General features: G+C 74.1%; 1 protein-coding gene. It reads left to right on the forward strand.

Annotated features, from left to right (window positions below; translation table 11 throughout):
- Nucleotides 1-97 precede the first annotated feature (97 nt).
- Nucleotides 98-21826 (forward strand): hypothetical protein, encoded by a 21729-nt coding sequence (locus Val02_RS22525; RefSeq protein ID WP_203901153.1) that lies wholly within the window; start codon nt 98-100, stop codon nt 21824-21826.
- The last annotated feature ends 2 nt before the right edge of the window (nt 21827-21828 follow it).

The following is a 21828-nucleotide window of genomic DNA, read 5'->3' on the forward strand; positions in this document are numbered from 1 at the left end:
GTTCGGGTGACCGTTCGTGGAAGGGACATGGGACTGCCGGCCCGGGGCCGTCGCGATCGATACTCGGGTCGGTTACCGGAGTGGATGGTGGTGTGGCGTGGCGCAATCCGACTGGACCGACTGGGGCCCGAGACCGGGCGAATCCTGGCCGCCGGTCCTTTACGCCACCGACGAATACGACCGGTTCCATCCCGCCGACGCGGACACCGGCGCGCTCGAACTGCTCGCCGTCGAATTCGACGAGCAGGCGACGCGTCTGTACAACCTGCAGAACTCGATGCAGTGGCGGGCCAACTCGCTCAACTGGTGGGGCGACGCCGGCGGGCAGATGCGCCGGGCGTCGGTCGTCATCCAGAACATGCTCGGTCAGGCGGCGGCGTTCCAGCAGGACGTCGCCGAGGCGATCCGGGAACTCATCGCGGAGATCAAGAAGGGCCAGAAGCAGCGCGAGTCCGAACTGATCATCCAGATCGTCTTCATCGGTCTGATGATCCTGGGCCTGGCCCTGGCGGCGTTGAGCGGCGCCATCTCGGCCATCGCGATGGTCATGAACATGGCGTTCAGCCGGCTCGCGCAGTTCCTGGGGCAGCTGCTCACCACCATCCTGCGGATCAGCATCCCGAACGCCATCCCGGGCTTCCTCGCCGGTGCGCTCCTCGGCGGCTTCTCGGCGACCATCACGTCGTTCGCGGTGCAGGGCATCGTGCACGGCATCCGGGGCACCGAGTTCAAGCCGGACGCGGTCAACGAAATCGTCAACACGCTGACCGGCATGGCCATGGGTGGCGCGTTCGGTGCCGCCTTCGCGCCGAAGGGGTCGAACCCCAACGCGTTCCACATGAAGTGGGACTGGCAGCTGTTCAAGCTCCCGCAGTACCGCAACTACGAGACCGGCCTCACCGGCACGTCCGGTATCAACGGCACCGGCGGCGCGGGCAACACGACCGGCCTCAGCGGCACCGGGAACCCGCTGCCGAGCGGCGGGCCCACGGGAGCGGGCGCGTTCCCGCACAACCCGGGCGGCCAGAACGGCCTCCGTGGCGGCAACGTCCCCAGCCCGCCCGCGCTGCCGCACAACACCGGGGGCGTGGAGGCGCCGTCCTCGGCCGCCGGCCGCGACATCAACACGAGTTCCTCCGGCGGTGGCGGAACGGCCGGGCTCGGCAGCAAGGTCAACGCCGGGCACAACGCACCGCCGCAGCAGCAGCACATCCCGAGCAACAGCCGCCCGGCCTCCCCGGTGGACGCCACGGCGACGCCGTCGCCGACCCCGGGCAGCACCCGGGCCAACACGCCGGTGCACTTCGAGGCGTCGCCGAGCAACTCGCGGCCGGTCAGCCCGATCGACTTCGACTCCGCGCCGCCGACCCGTTCGGTGAGTCCGGACAGCCACACCTCCCTGCCGGCCAACCAGCCGCACGGCAGCGGAAACGCGCCGCTGCCCGGCAAGAACACGCCGATGCCGAGCCGGCTGGGCCCCGACCCGCACGAGCACAGTTCGATCCAGTCGCACCTCCCGGTCCGCGACGGGGTCGACGGCCAGCAGGGCCTCTCGGGCGGGTTGCACACGCCGCAGCCGCCGTCGCGCGGCACCACCCCGGACCCGCACCACCTCAACAACCAGCGCCAGATCGACGACCTGACGCAGCACAACGGCTTCACCAACGGCCGGCAGGGGTTCGAGGGTTCGCCGACGCCGCAGCCGCCGGTGTCGCGCGCCGCCACGCCGCACGATCCGCCGCAGCAGCGCAACGAGGTGCACCTCAACGGCACCGACGGGGCGGGGCTCGGCGGCCTGCACGCGCCGCACTCGCGCGGCAACAGCCCCGCCCCCGAGGCACACACGCCGCTGAACCCGCGCAACGCGGTCAACAACGGCCCGGATCCCAACGACGTCAACGTGCGGCAGTCGTTCGGCGGGGACCGGAGCGGGTCGAACACGCCCGTCGAGACCCCGCCGAACCGGCCGGGAGTCAACGAGACCGGCTCCGGCAGCACCCCGCACGTGCCGTCCCGGCGGCCGAACTCCGGCAACGAGAGCGTCAGCGGCAACGAACACCTGTCGAGCACGTCGCGTTCGGAGACCTCCACGCCGTCGCTGCGGCAGGGCGACCTGGACTCCGGTGTCGCCACGCCGGTGGACCCGCGCGTGCTCGGCGGCAAGAACGGCACCGCGCACCCCGCGACGCCGGAACAGCCGCAGCGGACCGTGTTCGCCGACACCCCGCTCGTGCGGCCGACGCCGACCCGGCCGGGCGGCTCGGAGGGCGGCGTGCACACGCCGACGCGTCAGGGCACGCCCGAGCCCGATGCGCACTCGACGACACCGGTGCCGCGCGGCCCGAACGGGCAGGTGCGCGGCGACGCCGACGTCACCGACCACCACTCGTCGTCCGGTCGCACCGACGCGGCGGACCTCGACGCGTCGCGGCCGTCCAGCCGCGCCGGCGACGAGCACGTGGCGTCGAGCCGGGCCGACGCCGACTCGCTCTACTCGGGGCGTTCGCAGACGCCGCCGCCGCGCTCCGAGGTGCCGGAGACGTCGCTGGTCCAGCGTTCGCACACGCATTCCGGTGACTCGTCGACGTCCCCGAACGCCGCCGACGGCAGCGCGCCGACGAAGCCCGGCGGCGACCGGAAGCCGGACTACACGCCGGACTCCCGCACGATCGAGTCGTACCAGACGACCCTCGGCCGGCGGATGAACCACTTCGAGGGCGACCGGGCCAAGCTCAACGAGTACACCCGCACCTACGCCGACAACCTGGTCGAGATGCGGGCCCGCGGAACGCATCCGGAGCAGCGCGTCGACAAGGCGATCGCCGACTTCCAGCGCACCTCGAAGAACGGCGGCGACCTCAGCCCCGAGTCGGCGAAGGCGGTGCGCGACGGGGCGATCCGCCGTTTCGAGAATCTCCAGTCCGAGAACGCCGCGATCGGCATCAAGCCGAAGCTCTGGAAGATGGAGAACGACGTCGACCGGGCGCTCACCGGCATCAAGAAGGAGCTGCAGAGCCACGCGAGCCTCGACGGTGCGCAGGTGCGCGCCCGGCAGGACTTCGACACGGCGTTCGACAAGCACAACGCGGCCAACCCGGGCAACAAGCTGACCGGCGGGGAGAAGGTCACCGGCGCCGACGGGACGGTGACCCGCCAGAGCGGCGGCGACTACTCCGTCATGCTCGACAAGCACCTGCGCGACATCACCGACGGGCACGCCGCGAGCTTCAAGGGCAAGTTCGGCAACCCGGCCGAACGGTTCCGGGCGCAGGAGGCGGAGATCCAGCAGCGCCTGCCCGACCGGCTCGCCGAGCAGGAGCGCATCAAGGACTTCATGAGCACCCGCTTCGCCGACGAGCTGAAGCAGTGGAAGACGAACAACAACATCAAGCACGACGACGCCGCCGCGACGCCGTGGGCGAAGCGGGTCGAGAGCGAGTTCCCGAACAGCATCCGCGGCGAGGACGGGCCGACGTCGTCGCGTCCGGCCGACCGGGCCGAGTGGGAGAACGCCGCCGCGCAGAAGGCCCAGGAGCGCTTCACCGCCGAGCACAAGGCGTTCCAGCAGCGGCAGGCCGACGAGGCACTGATCGACGAGATGCTCAAGGCGCACCCGCGCGGCAAGGGCACGTTCGACCAGTCGTACAGCCTGATGGTGACGGAGTTCAAGCTCAACAACCCGGCGCTGGCGAAGAACTTCACCAAATCGCACGAGGCCGAGCTGCGGGCGGACTATCTGCAGAGTTCGGTGCGGGCCGGGATCGGCGCGAAGAAGTCCGCCGGGCCGGACGGCGACCACGCCGCCGCGTGGGGCCGCCGGCAGGACGCCATCGACGGGCGCACGGCCGACCGGATCGTGGTCAAGGCGGAGACCGCCCGGCAGATCACGTCGACCCGCGCCGCCATCGAGTCCCGGTACGGGATCGAGCTGACGCCGGAGCAGATCCACCGCGTCGAGTTCGAGCAGAACCGCGCGATGGACCGGGCGTACCGGGACGCGTTCGGGGACAATCCGGGGGAACTGGCGTCGCGGACGGGCGCCCGCGGCGAGCAGAGCCGGTCGTGGCGCCTGTGGGAGCAGCACAAGAGCAGCCTCGACAAATCGCTCGAGGTGCGCATGGTGCACGAGGCCAACCTCGACACGATGCTCGCCACGGCCGGGCGCGACTTCGGCCGCCTGATGGGCCGCACCGAACGGCCCCGCTTCGACATCACCGAACGCGACATGGCGTTCCTCCAGGGCCGCTACCGCAGCGAGATCATCGACGCGTACACCAGGCGCTTCGGCAACGACGGCGACGACATCCGCAACTGGTCCTCGCACGAAGGCTCGACCGGCAACACGTTCGGCCGCGAGGTCGACGCGCGCCGGCGCCTGCTGCCCGACCACCCCGCGTGGGACCTGCCGCTGGGCAACAGGCTGAACTCGCTGAAGATGGAGCAGGGCTGGACCTTCGAGCTGTACCGCTTCGGCGACAGGATGGTCGGCTGGGTGAAGCCGCCCAAGCCCCACGCCGACACCGTCTTCGACGTCGAGTCGGGCAGCGTCGCCACCGGCAACCGCGGCTTCACGATGGTCGTCGGCGACCACGGCGTGCCGGTGCCGAACGAGGTCGTGCGCCAGGCGACGGCGATGTACGAGACGATGCCGAAGAACACCAGGGTGCACATCTTCGGCGACGTCGGCGACCTGCCGGCCGGGACGCGTCCCGGGTTCGGCGACCGGACACCGGGCGGCACCCGGCCGGCCGACGGCACGGGTGCGCCCGCCGGCGCATCCCACGGCGGCGGTCTCCGGCCGCGGCCCGAGGGCTCCGACGCCGCCACGATGCCGCGCCCCGCCGACAACGGGGTCACCATCCGGGCGACCGGCGCCGAGGTGCGCCTCGACGTCCTGACCCCGAACTGGCAGCGCGACGGCGGCTGGTCCGCGCTGCGCGGCGACGACGGTCAGATCACGACGATGGTGGGCCCCAACGGCACGCTGTTCCACTTCAGGGAAGGCACGCTGGAGTCGGTCCGTTTCGAGGGCACGAACATCACCGTGCGCACCGGCACGTTCGACCTCTCCGGGCGGGGCGCCGCGCACGACGCGACACTGCCCATGTGGCGCCCCGAACTGTCGGAGCGCGCGAAGGGCGTGTGGACGGACACGTTCGGCGGCGGGCAGGTGATCCGCTCGCAGGCGCCGGACAGGTTGACGAGCTTCGACACCTTCGTCGACGGCCGGCCGACCGCGGGCTCGTTCCGCGGCGACCGGTTCACGATCGAGTGGGGTGACCGCGCCGTGCTGAAGTTCGGCGACGGGCGGTCGCTGGAGTTCGACGGGACGCGGCTGACGAAGCTGGTCGAGGCCGACGGGCGGGTGCTCGCCGACGGGGCCGGGTCGCTGACGTACCGGGTGCCGGGCGGCGTGGAGGTGGAGTTCCTCGACGGGAAGCTGGTGCGTGCCGGCGACCGCGTCACCACGTTCCACGCGTTCGACCGGGACTCCCGTGGCACCTACGGCCTGTACCGGCCGGGCGGGCCGGACGACGCGCGGATCGGGCCGGCGCGGGCCGGGGAGACCTCCTTCGACGTCACCTACCACCCGGACGGCGGCTGGACGCGCAACTACGCCGACGGCACCCGGGTCAGCGCCGACCCGACCGGGCTGCACATCGTCCGGATCACCCCGGACCGCCACGAGACCCACTACGTCGGCCGGACGAAGATCTTCGACAGTGCCGACTCCCGGCCGCCGTCCAACATCCGGCACGACGCGGACGGCCGCGTCGTCGGCTCGCAGGTGCCCTTCGAACCGTGGCGCCCGGACGTGCCCACCAGCGGTCCGGAGGGGACCGCGCTGTGGAAGCCGAAGCGTGCGGCGTCGGGTGACCTGGAACGGCTGGTGTCGCCGCGCGGCACGATCTATTCGCAGTTCGGTCGCGGCGGCGTGCCGGGGCAGGGCGTCTTCGACGGGGAGCACTTCACCGTCGCGCGGACCGGCTACGACGTGCCGGCGCGGGTGCGTTCGGAGGGGCTGGAGTTCGACTACTGGCGGCCGGGCATGCGCGCCGGCGTGCTGGAGGGCGACCGGGGCAACCTGCCGCGCGGCTGGTCCGTCTCGCGCGGCGGCGGGATCGGGGATCTGGTGGTGCGCTCGCCGAACGGCGTGGAGTACCACGGCTTCGACGCCGCGGGCATGCCGAGCCGCGGCAAGGTGCCGGGCGGGCCGACGTTCGAGGTGCTGGCGATCGGCAAGCGGATGGTGCCGTTCGACTTCTGGCGCACGCCCGAGCAGGGGCGCCCGTCCGGCTGGGAGGTCGAGGGCGACGCGACCAACCCGACCAAGGTGACGACCGCCAACAAGGCGGTGTTCAGCAACTTCAAGGACAAGCTGCCCGGGCAGGTCACGCTCCGGGACGGCCGGACCCTGTCGATGACCGCCGAGCCCGACGGGTCGATCACCTACGGGCTGCCCGACGGGCGGCGCGTCTCGGTCACCGTCGACGCGGACGGTTCGGCCGCCGTGCGTTTTCCCTCGGGGGAACTGGCGCAGGTGCGCACCGGCCGCTCCGGCGAACTGCCGACGCACAACGGGTTCGAGGGCGACCTGGTCTCGCACGTGCTCAGCAACCGCAAGGTCGTCACGGTGCGCAGCGTCGCGGGCGACTCGGCGGACGGCGTGGCCCAGGGGCGCCCGTGGCGGTTCTTCGACGGGCGGCGCTCGTTCATCGACGGGCAGGAGTCGCTCACGTACCGGCTGCCGGGCGGGCGCGAACGCGAGTTCATCGACGGCGAGATCGTGCGCGGCGCCGACGGGCGGGGTTCCCGCTTCGACACGTTCGACGGCGCGAACCGGGGGCTGCGCGGCAGCTACGAGGCACCCGACGCGCAGGCGCAGCGGCAGGTCGGGGCGGCCGGTGACGGGCTGCGCCGGTTCGACACGAACTACCAGAACGAGGGCCGGATCGTCCGGACCTACGACGACCGCACGACGGTCACCGTCGACAACACCGGCGCGGTCATCCGGCGCACGCCCGACGGCGGCGTGACGCGCTCGCAGGACCCGGCGTTCAACGGCTCGACGGCGCCGCGCCCGAACGCCCCCGCGCCCACCGTGCACGACGGCGACCTGCGGCTCACCATCCCCGGGCTGAACGTCCGCTACGACGTCTTCGACCGGATCCTGCACCGGCTGGTGCCCTTCGACGCGTGGCACGCCGACGGCGCGCTGCGGGTGCGCGGGGAGTGGGTGCCCAAGTACGACGCCAAGGGCAAGTTGGAGTCGCTCACCTCGCCGAACGGCACGGTGTACTCGAGGTTCAACCGGGACGGCGTGCCCGCGCAGGGTGTGCACCAGGGCGAACGCTTCACCGTGCTGCGCACCACGTTCGACGTGCCCGCCCGGGTGGAGTCGGCCGGGTTCAGGTTCGACTACTGGACCGCGGACATGCGCGGGGGGCTGCTCCCCAAGGGCTGGACGCCGCAGCACGACACGCACGGCACCCTGGTGTCGGTCCGGTCGCCCGGCGGCGTGACCTACTCGCACTTCACCGGCGACGGCGGCGCCACGCGGGGCAGCCTGCCGGACGGGCCGGACTTCACGGTCAGCGTGCTCAGGGAACCGACCGTGAAGTTCGACCTGTGGCGCACGCCCGAGCAGGGGCGCCCGGACGGGTGGGAGGTCACCGGCGACGCGGGCAGGCCGACGTCGGTGACGACCGTGGACGGCACGATCTACTCCGGCTTCAACTCCAGGGGCCCGACCAGGGTCGAACTGCCCGACGGGCGCAAGCTCAGGATGGAGATCGACAAGGACGGCGCCGTCACCTACAGGCTGCCGAACGACCGCCAGGTCACCGTCACCCACGAGGCCGACGGCACGGCGACGGTGCGGCTGCCCGAGGGGCGCACCGCGCGGGTGGGCAAGGGCGAGCAGGCCGACTTCCCGGTCAAGGACGGCAAGGGCGACCAGACGCGCTTCACCTTCGACGACGGCACCACGCTCGACGTGGCGACGTTCCGCTACGACCGGATCGTCGAGAAGACGCACACCCCGACGACGACCGGCCGGCCGACCCGCTTCTTCGACGGCCTGCGGACCTGGGAGGAGGGGACGCATTCGCTGACCTACCGGATGGCGGGCGGTCAGGAGCGCGAGTTCATCGGCGGCGAACTGGTGCGCAGCGTGGACGGGCGCGGCTCGCGGTTCGACACGTTCGACACCGCCGGGCGTGGGCAGGACGGCAGCTACCGGTTCCAGTCGGCCGGCAACGACCGGGTGATCGGCGCCGCCGACCCGAAGTCGACGGTGCACCGGTTCAGCACCGAGTACGGGTCCGACGGCTCGATGGTGCGCACCTACACGGACGGCACGAAGATCACGTTCGCCGGACGAAACAAGATCATCCGGCAGGCGCCGAACGGCGACGAGACGGTCTTCGTCGACAACAAGCCGCAGGGCGGCCCCGGTGGCGCCGTCGCGAACCGCGGCACCGGCGTCAACTACTGGCGCACCTACAACTTCGACCCGTTCTTCAAGGCCGAGATCGCGCGGGTGGGGGGCGACTGGCGGACCACGTACACCGCGGACGGCCGCCTCGACACGATGCTCTCGCCGCACGGCACGCAGTACCGGGTGTTCGGCGCGGAGCGGGTGCCGTCCGAGGCGCTGACCTACACCGGCGAACGCATCGTCGTGCGGCAGACCCGGTTCGACGTGCCGGCCCGGGTGCGTTCGGAGGGGCTTGAGTTCGACTTCTGGCGGCCGGACATGCGCGCCGCGCCGCGGGCCGGCGAGGCGTCGACGCTGCCCGCGGGGTGGAAGTCGACGTTCGACGGCAACGGCGCGCTGACGGTGCGCTCGCCGAAGGGCGTGACCTACACGGAGTTCACCGGGGAGGGGTTGCCCACCCGTGGCGTGCTCACCGACGGGCGGGACTTCAGCGTCTCGTTCGCCGAGGGCAAGGTGGTGCCCTTCGAGTTCTGGCGCACGCCCGAGCAGGGGCGTCCCGCCGGTTGGGAGGTCACCGGCTCCGGCCGGGAGCAGACCGTCCGGACGCCGAACGGCACCGAGTACTCGGCGATGAGCCGCTCGGGTGTGCCGTCCACGGTCAAGCTGCCCGACGGGCGAACCCTGACGATGGAGCGCGGCTCCGACGGTTCGACGGCGTACAAGGCGCTGGACGGGCGCACGGTGACGGTGGCGATCGACGCCGACGGCAACGCCACCCTCACGCTGCCCGGCGGCCGCGACGTCACGGTGGCCCGGGGCGAGAACGGCGTCCTGCCCAAGGGCGACGACGTCGGCGACGTCACCTCGTTCGGCTTCGGCGACGGCAAGCTGATCACCGTTCGGGCGGAGACCTTCCAGAAGCAGGTCGACGGGACGGCCACCGAGGTCACGGTGGCGCGGGCGACGCGCTTCTTCACCGGCAAGCGGGAGTTCGGCGAGGGCGACGAGACGCTGACCTACCTGCTGCCGGGCAACCGCGAACTGGAGTTCCTCGGCGGCGACCTGGTGCGCGGCAGCGACGGGCGCGGCGGGCGCTTCGACGAGTTCGACGCCGAGGGCAACGGCGTCGCCGGCAGCTACAGCTTCCACAACGAGAGCAACCACCGCCTGGTCGGCCCCGGTACGATCGGCGAGGTCACCCGCTTCACCCAGGCGAACGTCGAGGGCGGCTGGCTGCGCACCTACAGCGACCGCAGCACCGTGCAGGGCATGGGTGACGGCGCGGACCTGCTGGTCCTGCGCAACACGGCCGATCCCGAGCACGGCCCGCAGCGCTTCCTCAACGGCCAGCTCCTCGGCGCCGGCAGTTCGACCGACCTGCACCGGCCCGGCCTCGGCCCGGACTACGAGAAGACGCTCGGCTTCGAACCGTTCTTCAAGAACGACACGCACCTCGCACCGGGCACGTGGGAGCGGGAGGCGTTCCCGGACGGGCGGCTGAACACCGTCACCTCGCCGAAGGGCACGAAGTACGAGATCTTCGGGATGGAGAACGTCCCGACCCGCGGCTCGCACGGCGGCATGCGGTTCACCGTCCAGCAGACCACGTTCGACGTCGGCGCCCGGGTGCGCTCGGACGGGCTCGGCATCGACTTCTGGCGACCCGACCTGCGCGCGCCGGTGCGTTCCGGCGACGGCACGAAGCTGCCCGAGGGCTGGCAGGCGACGTTCGACGCGGACGGCGCGCTCGTGTCGATCCGCACGCCGAAGGGCGTCGAGTACACCGACTTCGAACAGCGGCTCCCGACGAAGGGGCGCTTCGAGGGGCAGGACTTCACCGTCTCGCACAGCGCGGAGAAGACGGTGCCGTTCGACTTCTGGCGCACGCCCGAGCAGGGCCGGCCGGGCGACTGGACGGTCACCGGGAAGGCCGGCAGGCCCGAGTCGGTCACCACCGGCGACGGCACGAGGTTCACGAACTTCGGCCCCGGCAACGTGCCGGGCAGGGTCGAACTGCCCGACGGGCGCACCCTGTCGATGGAGGCGAAGCAGGGCGGCGCCGTCGAGTACCGGTTGCCCGACGGCCGGAAGCTGACGGTCACCGTGGACGCGGCCGGCAAGGCGACGTTCAGGCTCCCCGAGGGGCGCAGCGTCGAGGTCGAACGGGGCGCCCAGGGCATCGTCCCGGACAGCTCCTCGCGCGGCGACCTGATGAACCACTCGTTCGCGAACGAGCGCACCGTGAGCGTGCGCAGCTTCGACTTCATCCGGAAGATCGAGAAGGTCAGCACGCCGGCGACGGCCGCGGTCGTCACGAGGTACACCACCGGCGGGCGAACCTTCGAGGAGGGGCAGGCGACCCTCACGTACCACCTGCCGGCCGGGCGCGAGTTCGAGTTCCTGGACGGGAAGCTCGTGCGCTCGGCGGACGGGCTGGGCACGCGGTTCGACGAGTTCGACGCCGACGGCAACGGGCTGGCCGGCAGCTACCAGTTCCGCAACCCGAGCGGGCACCAGCGGGTCGGAGCGCAGTCGCTCGGCGGCGTGCAGCGCTTCACGCAGACGAACACGCCCGAGGGCTGGGTGCGCACGTTCACGGACCACACGAAGATCACGGCCAGCGGCACCGGTTCGGGGGCGACGACCGTGCGCGTCACGCCGGGCGGCGACGTCACCCGGTTCGAGAACGGGAAGCTGACCGTCGGCACTTCCGCGGACGGCGCGGTCTCGCTCGGCCACGGCGACGCGCGGGTGGCCAAGGGCCTCGGCTTCGACCCGTGGGACGGCCGGCCCGGCACCCGCGCCGCCGGCGAGTGGCGCATGGAGGCGAAGAACAGCGGCGGCCTGGACACCGCGACGTCGCCGCACGGCACGATCTTCCGCGACTTCGGCCCGGACGACCAGCCGACCGTGATGGAGATCGACGGCGTTCGCCACACCGTCAACCGGACCTTCTTCGACGTGCCGGCGCGGGTGCGTTCCGACGGGCTGGAGTTCGACTTCTGGCACCGCGACATGCGCGTGTCGATGCGTCCGGGCGGCGACGACGCGCTGCCCGAGGGGTGGACGGTGCGGCGCGACGAGGCGGGCGTGGCGACGTCGGTGCGATCGCCGAAGGGCGTGGAGTACTCGAAGTTCGACGCCGACGGCCGCCCGGCGCTCGGCAAGCTCTCCAACGGCAGGGAGTTCTCGCTCGGCTATCCGCAGGACCGGACCGTGCCGTTCGACTTCTGGCGCGCCGAGGGGCGCACCGGGGAATGGGTGACGAAGGGCCGGGCGGAGCGCCCGACGTCGGTGACGACGAACGACAGGACCGAGTTCCGGGACTTCCGCGACGGCACCACCCCGCAGGAGATGAAGCTGCCGGACGGCCGGAAGCTGACGCTGGAGTCCGGCGAGAACGGCGAGATCACCTACCGGCTGCCGGACGGCCGGAAGGTGACCGTCACGCCCGAGGCGGACGGCGCGGCGACGATCCGCCTGCCCGACGGCACCACCCACACGGCGCAGAGCGGCAAGCCGGGCGTCGTCCCGGACGAGCACGGCGACGGCGACGTCGTGAAGCACGTCTTCGCGGACGACAAGCGCGAGATCAGCGTGCGCACGTACCGCCACGACGAGACGACCGACGGCGAGACGGTCCACAAGGTGGTCGGCCGGCCGGACCGCTACACCGACGGTGACACCACGTACAGCGCCGAACGCTCGCTCACCTACGACCTGGGACACGGCCGCGACGTCGAGATCATCGCCGGCAGGCCGGTGCGGGCGAGCGACGGCCGCGGCGGGCGCTACGACGTCTTCGACGCCGACGGCAACGGGATCGGCGGCAGCTACACCTACCTGAACCACCGCACCCACGCGGCGGTCGGCCCGCTGAAGACGGACGGGCCGCAGCGCTTCACCGAGGTGCGCGCCGAGGACGGCACGGTCACCCGCACGTACGCCGACAGGACGGTCGTCACCGACGACGGCGTGCTCATCACCCGGCGCACCCCGGACGGCTGGACGACGCAGCACATCGGCGACGTCAAGCTGTCGCAGACGTGGAGCCGCGCGCACTCGGACCTGCCGCGCCGCGAGCCGGCGAGCACCGACGTCAAGCCGCCGGCGCCGAAGCCGACGACGAAGACGGTGCTCACGCCCAAGGGCCGCATCGACGTGTGGCACCCCGACGTCGAGTCCCGCAGCGCCGGCCGCTGGAACACCAGCTACGAGCGGGACGGCCGGATCGGGACCGTCACGTCGCCCGGCAAGACCAGCTACGGCAAGTTCCACCCGGAGAACTACCCGACCGAGGGCCGGGTCGGCGGCGAACGCTTCGACGTCACCCGCACCGGTTTCGACCTGAACCGGTACCTCGACGCGTCGTCGCACCGCCTCGACATGTGGTCCGACGCCGCGACGAAGGCCGACTCTGGCTGGCGGCTGACGAAGGACGCGGACGGGAGGATCACCCGGGCGATCTCGCCGCGCGGCACCGTCTACCGCGGCTTCGACGCGAACAACCAGCCGAGCCGCGGCACCACGCGCACCGGCGTCGAGTTCACCGTCGCGCACGGGAAACTGGCGGTCTACCGGTTCGGCGGCGGTGCCGTGCTGCACGCCGACGGCCGGCGGCCGCTGCGCTTCACCGACGCCGACGGCAACGCGCTGGACGACGGGGCGCGCTCGCTGACCTACCGGTTCCGCGGCTCCGGCGAACTGGAGTTCGTCGACGGGAAGCTGGTGCGCGGCACCGACGGGCGGGGCGCGGAGTACACGAAGTTCGACGAGCACGGGCGCGGCACCGAGGGCACGTACACGTTCAGGTCGAGGGAACACCACCTGCGCACCGGGCCGGACGACCGCTTCGCACCGCAGTCCTTCCGGCAGGAACACACCCCGACCCGGACCGTGCGCACCTACGAGGACCGCACCACCGTGCGGATGAGGAACACCGGCGACGTGCTCTCCCGGCGCACGCCCGAAGGGCTGTCCCACACGTTCCGCGACGGGCGGGTGATCGGCTCCGACTGGACGAAGCCGTCGGCGCGCAGCACGGCCACGGGCACCCTCGCCGAACGGCCGGCGGGCACGAGGATCCGCCCCGTCGACCGGGTCATCGAGAGCCGCGGCGGCAGGCTCGACCGGTTCGGTGTCGACGGGCGCGGGGTGGCCGGCGTCTACCGGGGCGGCCCCGGCCGGGAACGCTTCGGGCCGGAGGCCTCCGGCGAACAGCCGTTCACCGTGACCCACCACAAGGACGGCGCGACCGTCACCTATCGCGACGGCACGACCGTCACCCTCGACGGCCGCGGCCGGCCGCTGACCCGGCGGACGCCGGACGGGTGGGAGACCACGTTCGGCCCCGGCGGCAAGACGCGCACGAGGATCGACCTGCCGGAACCGCCGGAGAAGTCGAAGCCGGTCGTCCCGAAGAAGAGGAAGAAGCCGGTCTCGGTCGAGATGCCGGCGCAGCGCGACCCCGAGGCCGACATGAGCCTGCCGTTCCGGCCGGACGGCGACTTCGACAGCGGCTACGGCCACCTGCGCCCGCAGGCCGGCCAGGACGCGTCGGCGACGACGCCGCTGCGGCGGGCGATCGAGACCGACCGGCGGATGGAGTCCGACGGCCTGCGCCCGTCGTACACCCGCGGCCAGCCCGCCGACCGGCTGGCGCCGCGCCCGGTGGAGTCGTACCTGTCCGAGCAGCCGCGCACGATGTACGGGCTGCGGACCGCGGTCGACAGCGTCACCACCGGCGGCACCGGCGCGCGCGGCATCGCCGTCCTGCGCCGCACCGAGGCCGACGGCGGGCAGTCGAACCGGGTGTTCAACATCGGCGTGGACGAGCGGGGCACGTTCGTCGTCGACGCGCGCACCGGTCAGCAGCCGCGCGGCCTGCGCAACAACGAGGACGGCGTCGTCGACCTGCTGATCACCCGTTCGTCGGCGACCGGGAGCGGGTCGACGAGCACCGCGCTGACCGCGCCCCGGCCGACCGTGCGGGAACTCGTCTCCGGCGCGACGCGCACCGGCACGTCCGTCGGCGGCACCACCCCGACGACCCCGGCCGCGCCGTCGACCGGCACGACGCCGGCCGCGTCGTCGACGTCCGCGCCGTCCGGCACGGCGCCGGGCGACGGAGCCGCGCCGTTCTCCTGGATGCCGGCGCAGCTGTCGCCGAGCGACGGCACCGACCCGGTCACGGCGGCGTTCGGGCGGGACCGGCTGCTGCGCGAGCACTACGGCCGGTTGACGCCGGCCACGCCGCAGGGCGGCATGCCGACCGCGTCCGCACCGGCTGTCGAGCCCTACCTCGACCACACGGTGTACCGGTCGGAGAGCATCGAGGCGCTGCGCGAGGCGATGGGCGACGCCACGCCCGGTTCGACCGCGACCGTGTTCCTGCCCGGCTCCGGTCCGGACGGGACCACCCTGGCGTTGAACGTCGTCACGCTCGACGACGAGGTCGCCTTCCTCGACGCGGTCACCGGCGCACAGGTGGAGCCGCCCGCCGACGCCCCGACGGTGTACTTCGTGCCGACCGACACGCCGGCCCGGCAGGACTCGCACGACGTGGACGTGTGGGGCACCCCGCGCAGCCTCGGCGAGCTCGAGCGCGAGCTGAACTCCACCCCGGGCGCCGGCCCGGTCGCCCGGCGCGATACACGCGGCGCCACCGTGCTGGCCCCGCAGGGCACCGAGATCGACCGCGCCGCGCTGCGCGAGGCCCGCACCCTCGGGCAGGCGCTCGGCCAGGCACACCGCTACGTGGTCCGGCCCGGCGTCTCCGAGGAGCACCTGGTCACGTTCGTGGCGCAGCAGCTGCCGGAGAACGACCGCTACGGCAGCGTGCTGGACCTGCGCCTCGCGGGCGACTCCTGGACCCACGCCGACGCCCAGCGCCTCGCCGATCAGTTGCGGATGCCGGTGGCGCTGCCGGCGGCGACGTTCGACCCGGGCGTGGGCGGATCCAGCTTCCTGCTCGACCCGCGCGGCCGGCCGGTGCTGCGCCCGTGGGCGAAGTCGTTCGTGGTGCTGCCGTCCGCGCTGCAGATGCCGCAGCGGTACTTCGACCTCGACGCGACCGGCGAGGCCGGCGTGCACGACCTCGGCGAGGGCTGGACGCTGGCGCCCGTTCCGGTCCGGGGGAACGCCACCGGCCCGGCCCGGCCGCCCGCGCTCTGGGCCCGGCCGCCGGGAGCCGACGACGCGGTGCTCGGCGAGCGGGTCGACGACCGCACGCTCTACCTCGGGGCACCCGGCGTCGCCATGCCGTCGGCGGTCATCGCCACGCTCGCCCGGGTTCTCGGCGCGCAGCCGGACCGCCCGGGCGGCTACCACACCGTGAACCTGTCCCCGGGCGCCGTCCCGGGCACCGCACCGCCGCCGGCGACGGCGCGGCGCACCGACGAGGAGTTCGCGGCCGACTACGCGTTCGCGGCGGAACTGGCCCGGGCCGTCCCGCGCGGCACCCCGGCCCTGGACGCGGCCGTGTCGCTGGACCGGGCGCTGCACCTGCGGTCGTTCCGGCCGGCGACGAGCACCGGCGACGTGCGCTCCGACGAGCACTACCGCACCCGGCGGGTCACCCAGCTGCGCTCGTTCCGCGAACTGCGCGAGTCGATGCTGACCGCCCAGGTCGGTTCGCGGGGCATCGCGATCGTCGACAACGGGCCCGGCGACGTGACGGCGTACAACGTCCTGCGCGACCACCGGGGCGTGGTGCTGTTCGACCCGCGCACCGGCACCCGGACCCGTCCGCCGCGCACCACCGCACCGGTGCTGTTCACCGCGACGGCCGGCGCGGTGGCGTTCCCCCTGACCGGAACGACCCCGCCCACGACGGCCCGCGACGTCATCGTCGAGGCGATGGCCTCGGCGGCGCCGCGGCCCACCCGCGGCACCGGCCCGGCGGTGGCACCCCGGCCGGAACGGCGCTACCGGCAGCGCTACGGCTGGATGCGGGACCTGCGGCCGCTCGACGTGACCCGCTTCGGCGCGCTCGCCGGCGCGGCGGCGGTCGACGCCGGCGTCGGCACGAACGAGGGGCCCGGCGCCGCCGACCTGTACCACGGCCTCCAGGCGTACGAGGTGCGGACGTTCCGGGAGATCCAGCGGGCGATGCTGGCCGCCGGCCCGGGCGCGCGCGCCTTCGTCATCGTGGAGACCGGCCGCGCCACGCCGATGCCCGAGGGCACCGATCCGGCCGAGGCCGGCGGCGAGGTGCCGCGCGTCCTGCACGTCACGCGGGACCGGCAGGGCGTCGTCTTCCACGACCCGGACACCGGCGGCCAGGCGACCCTGCCGGCGAACGCCGCCCGGATCCACTTCGTGCCGATCGCGATGCCGGTGCCGGTGCCGCAGGGGCCGGCCTCCGCCGAGGACTCCCTGCCGAGCGTCGGCGACCTGATCAGGCGCAGCCGTCCGCTGCCGGGTGCGCCCCGGCCGGTCGGCCCGCTGGAGGTGCGCACCGTCGAGGGCGGCACGCTGGTGTCCCGGCCGCTGTCGGAGACGTCGGACGAGACCCGGCAGTACCTGACCCTCGGCGGCGGATCGGTCGGTCCGCTGCGGCGCTACGTGGTCGACACCGGCGTCACCGACGAGCAGCTGCGGCAGTTCGTCGCCGACCTGCCCGACGAGGAACGCCCGCAGGTGGCGCTCGACCTCGGCCGTTCGCACCCGGACCTGGACGGTGCCGGCGCGCAGCGGCTCGCCGACGAGCTGACGATCCCGGTGAACGTCGACGCCACCCGCCACGACCCGGCGAACGGCCCCGGCATGCCGCACGACGGCGCCGGCCACCTCGTGCTGCCCCCGTGGGCGAACGGCGTCCTGGTCATGCCGGCCGGCACGCACGAGGACCCGCTGGCGCGGGTCGTGCCGGGCCTGGCCCCGGGTCCCCGGCCGGGCACCTACGACCTCGGCGACGGGTGGCTGCTGGAGGTGCACCGCTGGGGGCTGTGGCTGCGGCCGCCGGGCGTGGCGGACGACGTTCTGCCCGGGGGCGGGCGCACCGGCAGCGGCGGCATCTTCGTCGGCGCACCCGGCGTGCCGGTGCCGGACGCGGTGCTGCGCCGGTTCACCGTCGTGCTCGACGCGCAGCCGGATCGGCGCGGCGGCTACCCGACGCGGTTCCTGTCGCCGACGCGCGGCATCGGCGGTGCGAACGCCTCCCCGGGGCGGCGCTCCGCGGTGGCGTTCGACGCCGACTACGGCTGGCTGCCGAGCGTGGCGCAGCAGGACGACGTGGCGACCGCGATCGCCGTCGACCAGCACCTCGCGCTGCGGGCGGTGCGGCCGGGCCTCGGCCGTCCGGTCGTGCGGCCGGCGGACGCGTACCTGCCGGTGCCGGGCACCGAGATGCCGAACTACCGGGCGCTGCGCCGGTGGATGGAGCGCGCCGAGGTCGGCTCGCGCGGGCTGGTGTTCGTGACGGACCGGGCGGGGGAGCAGCGGGCGTTCAACATCGTGCGGGACCACGCGGGCGTGATCGCGCTGGACGGCCGGTTCAACCGGCAGGCCCGGTTGCCGCGCAACCCGGCGGCGATCCACTTCGTGCCGACGCACACGGCCGCGGCCGCGACGCCGGTGGAGGGTTCGACGCCGGTGGGTGCGCGCGATCTCGCCGCCACGCCGTCGACCGGGGCCGTGCCCGCGGTGGCGCCGACCGGAACCGCCGCACCGTCGGCCGAAAGCCGGCCGGTGGCGCCGATGCGGGAGCGCGCCTTCGCGGCGTCGTTCGGCTGGTTCGCCGCCCTGGCGACGCCGGCCGGCGGGGACCCGTGGGCGGCGGCCGTCGCGGTCGACCGGGAGTTCACCCGGGCGCGCGGGCGGGACCCGATGCCGGCCGACGCGTACGCAACGCTGCGCGCGCACCGGGTCGACGGCTACGGCGCCGTGCGCGACGCGATGGGGCGCACCGTCGCGGGTGCCGGCCGGGGTCTCGTCATCGTCGACACCGGGGTCGCCGGTGCGCCGCACGCGGTCTTCAACGTCGTGCGCGGCCGGCGCGGCCTGGCGTTCCTCGACGGGACGACCGGTGCGCAGGCGGTCCTGCCGCGGAACCCGGCGGCGGTGTACTTCGTGCCGATCGCCACGCGGGCCCGCCACGCGTTCGCCGGCGCCGGGCTCGACGCGGCCCCCACGCTGGCCAAGCTGCGCGAGGGCAAGCCGGAACAGCCGCGCCGCGAACCTCCGGTCGCCGAGCTGACCAGCGCGACCGTGGTCGTGCCGGACGGCGAGCACGGCCCCGTGCACGCGCTGGTCGCCACCGCGCCGGCACTCGTCGCCGCGCACGTCGGCCCGGCCCTGGGCACCGACGCGCGCAGCTGGCTCGCCGACGCCGCCCGGGTGCGGGCCGACATCGGGGCGGGCGGCACCGACCGGCACAGCCGCGACACCACGGACGCGATCCTGCTGCACCTGGCGACCCGCTACGAGGACCCGGCGCAGCCGGTGCCGGCCGCGGCGCTGCGGGCGTTGCGCGGCAACGACTCCAGCGCGCCGGCCACCCCGCAGGAGCGCACCGCGCTCGGCGACGCCCTGCTCGCCGGCACCGACCAGCGACTGTTGGGTGAGGTGCTGCCGGTGCTGCTGGCCGAGACGTTCGCGGTGCCGGCGTATCTGCTGACTGCGGGCACGTCGACGCGCTGGTACGCGGACGGGGCGCTGCTGCACGTGCGCGCGCTCGACGCCGCCACGCACGGGCGCGACGGCGTGGCCATGCTCTCGTCGGCGAGCTGGGCGAAGGCGGAGGGCCACCGGCTGCTGCCGGACGGCACGTGGCCGGCGACGGTCATCGTCTCGCGCGGGGAGGTCTTCGTCGCCGCCGCCTCGGACGCCGCCGGCGAACGCGAGGTGTTCCTGCCGCCGCACCTGGTGGCCCGGATCAGCGCCGCCCACGTGCCGCCGACGCAGGACCTGGCGCTCTACTCCTGCGACGTGGAGGCCGTCCCGGCACAGCTCGCGGACGCCGTGAACCGGGCCCGGGCGGTGCTCGCCGGGGACGAGCCCGTCGGCGCGCTGGTGAACCCGAGTTCGCCGGTCTGGGTCGCCTCGACGGACGCGCCCGGCGGGGTCGCCACGGAGCACGCGGCGCCGTGGTTCCTGCACGACGGCGAGCTCGACGAGGACGGCTGGGACCTCGTCAACGACGCGGTGCCGGTGCCGGCGGTCACCGGCAAGGAGTGGACGCAGGAAGAGCTCGACCGCGATCAGCGGGAGATCCGGGCCCACGGCTATCGGATGCCGGACGACGTGCCGCCGCTGCCCGACGCGGTCGACGGTCAGTGGCCGGTGCGGCGGTACGAGTGGACCGACGACGCCTGGCGTCGCGTCGACGACGGGTCGACGCAGCCGGAGTCCGGCCCCGGATGGGCGGCGTACGGGTTCGACGGCATCTACTCGATCGCGCCGCCGCCGGCCCGGCCGCGGACCGATCAGTCGCCCGCGACCCACCTCGGGCAGCAGGACGGGGTCACCGGGGCGGACCCGCGCCCGGTCATGACGGCGCTGCGCGCCCGCTACGACGAGTGGAACGCCCGCATGCTCGCCACCTCGCCGACGACCGTCGACGCGTGGATCGATCTGGGCGAGCGCATCGACCGGGTGACCGTGGGCCTGAACACGGCGGCCGCGACGCCGGGCGGGACCGTCCCGCCGCGGCTGCGCGCCGAGGTCGAGGACGCGCTGGCGGCCTACGAGGCGGTCCGCGCCGGGACGGCCGAGCCGCGCCCGCCGGCGGCCGAAACGCTGGTCGCACCGGACCGGGGCGGGCGCGCGATGCTCGACGTGGCGCCGCGGTCGATGTCGCCGCTGCGCGGCGGCGCGGACGTGTCGTTCGCCGACGAGGCGCACGACTACCTGCTGGTCGACGACCCGACGATCCGCCGTGGCATGCTCGCCGACCTGCTGCGCGAGCGGCCGGTCGAGGAGCTGCGCACGATCGTCGCGCGGATCGCCACGGCCGCCGGTCCGCTGCCGGCGCACGACCCGCGCCGTCGGGAGATCGCGCTGCTGCGGGCCGTCGCCGGGGTGCTCACCGGCGCCGACGACCCGCAGGCGCCGGCCGGGCGGGACGCCGTCGCGCGGGTCGCCCCGGCGCTCGCCGCGGACGAGGCCCGGGACTGGGTCGCCCTGCTGGACGGGCTCGCCGCGGACCGGCCGGAGCGGGCCGTCGCGTTGGGCGTTCTCGCGGCGGTGCTGCGCCCGCTGGTGCGGATGGGCCCGCCGGCGGCCACCGGCGGTGCGCTGCTCGGGCCGGCGTTCGAGGCGGCGCGCGCGGTGCTCGCCGACCCGGCCGCGGTCACGCCGGCACAGCGGATCGCCGCGTGGGTCGAGGCGGCGGAGCCGTCGTCGGTCGGTGCCGTGCCGGACCTCGCGGACGATCTCGCGGTGGCCCTCGGCGTGGGTGCCGTCCTGCGCGGCGACGCGACCGCGCCGTCCGCGCCGGCGTTCGGTCTTCTCGAGGGAACGCTCGGAGCCTCGTTCGCGCCGCTGACCGAGTGGATGCGGGCGTGGAACTTCGTGCTGTCGGAGCCGGGCGGCGTGGTCTGGCTGCGCACCCGCACCGGCCGGCCCGGGGCCGAACGCGCGTTCGTGCTCGTCGGCGACGACCGTTCCGGGCGGGTCGTGCCGCGCTGGGTGGACCCGCGCAGCCCGGGGCTTTTCGCGGCGCCGGCCGGCCTCGACGGTCCGGCCGGGCGTGCGCTGGCGAACGCCCCGATCGCGGCGCTGGCGCTGGATCGCGACGGCGTTCCGGTCAACCTGGCGAGCTACCGGCCGCCGGCGAAGCCGGTCGCGGAGCGGGGTTCCGCGGCGGTGCGCACGCCGGCACCGGTGCGCCCGACGGCACAGGAGACCGCGGCGGTGAACGCCCTGCTGGCCGCGCCGGACTGGCCGCAGGTGCTCGTCGCGTACACGATGCACAAGCAGGTGCTGGCGACCGCCGCCGCGCGGGACCACCTGGAGCACCGCATCGGCACCGCCACGAACTCCACCAGGGCCCGGCTCACCACGCTCAGCGGCGTGCTGCGGCTGTCCGCGCTGGGCCGGGAGGACCTGGTGCGCGCCTACCTGAGCGCCGCCCGGCCGGAACACCGCAGGCCGCTGCTGGCCCGCGAGATGTCCACGGCCGACGGCACCCTCGCCAAGGGCATGGCCGAACTGGTCGAGGGCGTCGCCCGCACCAACGGCGAACGCGCCGACGCGGCCGTGATGGCGGCGATCGGGCGGGTGCTGGCGGGGCAGCCGGCCGCGGTCGACCGGGCGTTCGTGCCGCGCTACATCACCAACTCCAACCGGGTGGCGTGGTACCGGCGGATCACCGGGCTGCAGGCGCTGCACCCGCGGCACGCCACCGCGCTGAACGCCGTTCTGCTGGAGGTGCTGCGCTGCTGACC

The sequence above is a fragment of the Virgisporangium aliadipatigenens genome (genome assembly GCF_016863615.1).
GTDB classification, from domain to species: domain Bacteria; phylum Actinomycetota; class Actinomycetes; order Mycobacteriales; family Micromonosporaceae; genus Virgisporangium; species Virgisporangium aliadipatigenens.